Annotated in this window: 5 protein-coding genes; 1 reads left to right on the top strand and 4 read right to left on the bottom strand. The window is 65.9% G+C overall.

Translation table 11 applies throughout. From position 1 onward, the window contains the following. Window positions 1-118: 118 nt before the first annotated feature. The 3 genes from AAG799_RS22435 to AAG799_RS22445 all read right to left on the bottom strand — a co-directional run bounded on the left by AAG799_RS22435 (window position 119) and on the right by AAG799_RS22445 (window position 3,006). Window positions 119-808, bottom strand: coding sequence for an RlmE family RNA methyltransferase (locus AAG799_RS22435; RefSeq protein ID WP_341899314.1), 690 nt, complete (start codon window positions 806-808; stop codon window positions 119-121). After that, window positions 805-1,842 (bottom strand): Ppx/GppA phosphatase family protein, encoded by a 1,038-nt coding sequence (locus AAG799_RS22440; protein WP_341899318.1) that lies wholly within the window; start codon window positions 1,840-1,842, stop codon window positions 805-807. The genes AAG799_RS22435 and AAG799_RS22440 overlap by 4 nt, the downstream gene beginning before the upstream one ends. A 144-nt stretch (window positions 1,843-1,986) precedes the next feature. Further along, a complete protein-coding gene (locus AAG799_RS22445; protein WP_341899315.1) occupies window positions 1,987-3,006 on the bottom strand; it encodes an Ig-like domain-containing protein in 1,020 nt (339 codons plus the stop codon). Between the two features lie 150 nt (window positions 3,007-3,156). Here AAG799_RS22445 and AAG799_RS22450 point away from each other — a divergent pair, with 150 nt between their 5' ends. Further along, window positions 3,157-3,861 carry a cytochrome b/b6 domain-containing protein gene (locus tag AAG799_RS22450; protein ID WP_341899316.1) on the top strand — a complete coding sequence of 235 codons (705 nt, stop codon included), beginning with the start codon at window positions 3,157-3,159 and terminating at the stop codon, window positions 3,859-3,861. Window positions 3,862-3,920: 59 nt separating this feature from the next. Here the strand turns inward: AAG799_RS22450 and AAG799_RS22455 are convergent. Beyond that, a partial coding sequence (locus AAG799_RS22455) for a cytochrome c (RefSeq protein ID WP_341899317.1) occupies window positions 3,921-4,358 on the bottom strand: 438 nt, incomplete at its 5' end.

A 4,358-nucleotide genomic window follows, 5' to 3' on the forward strand; every position in this document is an offset into this window, starting at 1 on the left:
TCCGGCGCGGTCATTGGCAAGGCGGCTCCTGACTGGGAGGAAGGTATCCTTGCCGCGGAGGATATAGACCGTCTTTCCGGCGCGGTCCAGCCTCAATAAACGCAGGAATTCAGGCTATTTAGCCGCGAAAGCCGGTGGCGATCACGTAACTCTCGGCCGAATCCGCCCGACTGGCCGGCGGTTTGACATGCCGGACGGTGCGGAAATCCCGCTTCATGGTGGCAAGCAGCTCGTTTTCGGTGCCGCCGCGCAGCACCTTGGCGAGGAAGCCGCCGCCCGGATTGAGCACCCGGATCGCGAAATCGAGCGCCACCTCGCACAGCGCCATGATGCGGATATGGTCAGTCTGGCGATGGCCGGTGGCAGGCGCGGCCATGTCGGAGAACACGAAATCAGCCTTGCCGCCAAGCGCATCGATCACCTTCTGGTCGGCACCATCGGCGAGGAAATCCTGCAGCAGCAGCGTGGCGCCGGGAATCGGATCGACCGGATTGATATCAACGCCGAGCACGAAGCCGCCGCCGGCACCCGGGCCCTTGTCGAGCGACTTCACGCGTTTCACCGCCACCTGGGTCCAGCCGCCGGGTGCCGCACCCAGATCGACGATGCGCATGCCGGGCTTGAGCAGTTTGTACTTGTCGTCCAGCTCGATCAGCTTATAGGCGGCGCGGCTGCGCCAGCCTTCGGACTTTGCTGCCGCCACATAGGGATCGTTGAGCTGGCGCAGCAGCCATTTCGCCTGGCCGACACTGCGGCCGCGTGCGGTTTTCACCTTGACCTTCGGGCCGGGTTTGCGCGGCGCGTTCATGGCCGTCTCCCATGCTGCTGCCGGCGCCGCTGGCGCATCAGCTCGACCAGCACGCCTTCTCGCACGCCGCGATCAGCCACGCGCAGGCGCGTCGCCGGCCAGAAGCGATACAGCGCTTCAAGAATGGCGCAGCCCGCCACCACCAGATCGGCGCGTTCCTCGCCGATGCAGGGATGCAATGCACGGTCCGGGACACTGAGCGACGCCAGTCGCCGTGACTGCTCGATCACGGTGGGAAATTCCAGCCAGCAGCCATCGACATGGCGGCGCTCGTAGCGCGGCAGATTGAGATGCACGCCGGCCAGCGTCGTCACCGTGCCCGATGTGCCCAGCACCTGGATAAAGCCGGTCTTCAGCTGCGGGCCAAGTTCGTGCTTGGTCTCGAAGGGCTGCAGCGCTTCGGCCACCATGTCGATCATCTGGCCATAGCTGCCGCTGTGGCTGTCACCGGGACCGAAGCGTTCGGTCAGGTTGACCACGCCAAATGGCAGCGAGATCCAGTCGATCACTTCGGTGCGGCCGCCACTGAGCAGGCGGGCCCAGAGAATTTCGGTCGAACCGCCGCCGATATCGAAGACGATGGCCTGGCGATGCGGCGGTTCCAGCAGCGGCGCACAGCCGGCCAGCGCCAGACGTGCCTCCTCGGCCGTCGAAATAATATCGAGGTCGATGCCGGTGGCGGATTTCACCTCATGCAGGAATTCGGCGCCATTGGCGGCGCGGCGGCAGGCCTCGGTGGCGACCGCGCGGGCAATCGCCACGTTGCGCCGCGCCATCTTCTCGGAGCAGATTTTCAGTGCCTCGATGGTGCGCGCCATCGCCGCTTCCGACAGGCGACCGGATGCACTGAGGCCCTCGCCCAGCCGCACGATGCGGGAAAACGCCTCGATGACGCGGAAATTCTCGCGCAGCGGCCGCGCGATCAGCAGCCGGCAGTTGTTGGTGCCGAGATCGATGGCGGCAAAAACCGGCGCGGGTGCGCCCGGCGCAGCCGCCGCCCCGGCAGGCCCCTGCCGGGCAACGGGGGAATCCATGCTCACGAAACCGGTCCTCGATGCGCCTGGCGGGGTCCGACCTGCCGGCGCAATTGGAATTGCAAATCGGGGAGAGTGTAGCGCGCCGGGGCCGGCGGGGTAAGGGATGACAGCCGGCCCGGATGCCCAGGGCCGGCTATCTGATCAGTTCGACTTGCCGCCAGCTTGCCCGGCGGGGCGCGGCACGGCGAAGACCTGGCCCGGATAGATCATGTCCGGATCCTGAATCTGGGCCTGGTTGGCCTGGTAGATCTCGGTATAGCGCGGGCCCTGGCCGTAAATCTGGCGGGCAATGCGCCACAGGCTGTTGCCCGGCTGCACGATGATGCTGTTGCCGCTGGCGTCGAATTTGACATCCTCGGGCCGGGCGCGGGCAAACGGCATTTCCAGGCGCGAGGCGACCCTGCCGCCGGCCTGTTCGACCTGGTCGACGCGCAGCGAATAGATGCCGGGATCGACCGACTTGTCGGGCCGCAGCGTCCACCGGCCATTGTTGTCGGCGGTGGCAACGCCGATCGGCTCGTTGTTCAGGTAGATCTGCACGGTCGAGCCCGGCTGGGCGCGACCCGACAGGATCAGGTTGCCAGTCTGGTCATATTCGATGGCATCCAGCGCCAGCCCCTTGCGGGCCGGATCGAGCGGGCCGTCGGGACGCTGCAGCAGGCGGCTGGCCCCCTTCAGCGGCGTGAGCACGGCAATCGCCTGCTCGCCGCCCTCGCCCGGCTGGCATTCCGGCACCACGGCAACCACCGAGGCCTCGGCCTTGATCGGCTCCTGGCCCTGCATCTGGGATTCGAGCGTGAATTCCTGGTTGCCGCGCTCCAGCGGCAGGTCGGGCACCAGCACCCATTCGCCACGGGTATCGGCGGTGACACGGCCAAGCTCGCGCTGGCCGGCCCTGATCACCACCACCGATCCGGCCATGGCGCGGCCGGCGAACACAGACGTGCAGTTGCGGCTGATCCGCACGACATCGAAGCTGGGCGGCGCCTTGGCGACACTGTCCGGCGATGGCGCGACCGGTGCGGCCGGCACCGGCGGCGGCGGGATATTGGCGGTGGGTGTCATGCCGCGCTTGTTGGCGTCGGCGCCGAAAAAGATCACGGCCAGGATGCCCAGAACCGCGACGGCGAGAAGAATGAAGAAGAAGCGACTGCCCCGCACCCGATTGTCCCGGCTAGCAAAATTGTGAACGACGCGTGAGATTAAGTCCTCGCCAGAGGCGATACAACACCCCTACCTTGCCCAAGGTTTGCAATTCCTTACAATTGCACTGCAAAACACTGACCCAGTATCCCTTCATGCAAGTGGTTCATGACTGAAACGCCCCACACCGCCACCGGTTCAGCCGGCACCGCTTCGATCCGGGCCCAGATCAGGGTCTGGGATTTGCCGACCCGCCTGTTCCACTGGGCCCTGGTGGGCCTGGTCATCGCCATGGTCGCGACCGCCTGGAAAGGCAAGCTGGACCTGCATATGACGCTCGGCCAGGTGGTTCTCAGCCTGGTGCTGTTCCGGCTGATCTGGGGCTTTACCGGCAACCGCTATGCCCGTTTTGCCAATTTCGTCGCCGGACCGATGTCCGGCCTGCGCTATCTCGGCACCCTGTTCGGCCGCCCCGGTCCCACATACATCGGCCATAACCCGGTCGGCGGCTATGCCGTGCTCGCCATGCTGGGTCTGCTGCTGCTGCAGGCCTGCACCGGCCTGTTCACCAGCGACGATATCGTCACCGACGGGCCGCTGTTCTCCAAGGTTTCCGGCAGCACCGCCGCCCTGCTCAGCACCATCCATCGCAGGGCGATCTGGCTGCTGCTGGCGGTGATCGCGGTGCATCTGCTGGCCACCGTCTTCTACCTGACGGTCAAGAAAGAGAATCTGGTGACGCCGATGGTGACCGGCCGCAAAAAGGATGCCCCGGCCGCAGCCGAAGCCACCGGCGGCCATCCGCTGCTGGCGCTGGCGATCTTCGCACTCTGCCTCGCCACAGTCTTCGGCGGCATTGCCCTGATCAAGTAACAACAAAAAAGGCGCAGCCCCTTATGGGCTGCGCCTGATCTGCACCCCGAGAGATCGGGTCAGTCGTTACGGAACGCCTTGTGGCAGGTGCCGCAGGCGCCGCCCATGGCGCCGAAGCCCGCCTTCACGGCGGCAATGTCACCGGCCTTTGCAGCCGTCGCCACGGCGGTCGCCTTGGCTTCCAGATCCTTCATGTAGCCCTCGAACTGGGCCATGTTGGCCCAGATTTCCGGCTTGGCCTTGGTGTCGCCCTTGTCGGAACCGGCTGGGAAATGTTGCAACTGCCGGGCAGCCTGGGACGCAATCGCTTCAGCCGGAGCAACGGCGGCCGAAGCCGGGCCGTTATCATCGACCACCTTCTTGATGGCGCCCGCCGAAACGCGGAACACCTGGAAACCGTCCTTGCGCGCCTTGATGGCGTCTGCCTGGGCAAAGGCTAGACCGCCGACGGACACCACCGCGAGACCCAGCGCTGCCGCCAGGACTGCCTTATGCCA

The sequence above is a fragment of the Ferrovibrio terrae genome (genome assembly GCF_943371255.1).
Classification (GTDB): domain Bacteria; phylum Pseudomonadota; class Alphaproteobacteria; order Ferrovibrionales; family Ferrovibrionaceae; genus Ferrovibrio; species Ferrovibrio terrae_B.

Bases quoted from the DNA above. Each gene is read 5' to 3' on its own strand.
- AAG799_RS22435 (WP_341899314.1), bottom strand. From the start codon at position 808: ATGAACGCGCCGCGCAAACCCGGCCCGAAGGTCAAGGTGAAAACCGCA.
- AAG799_RS22440 (WP_341899318.1), bottom strand. From the start codon at position 1,842: ATGGATTCCCCCGTTGCCCGGCAGGGGCCTGCCGGGGCGGCGGCTGCG.
- AAG799_RS22450 (WP_341899316.1), top strand. From the start codon at position 3,157: ATGACTGAAACGCCCCACACCGCCACCGGTTCAGCCGGCACCGCTTCG.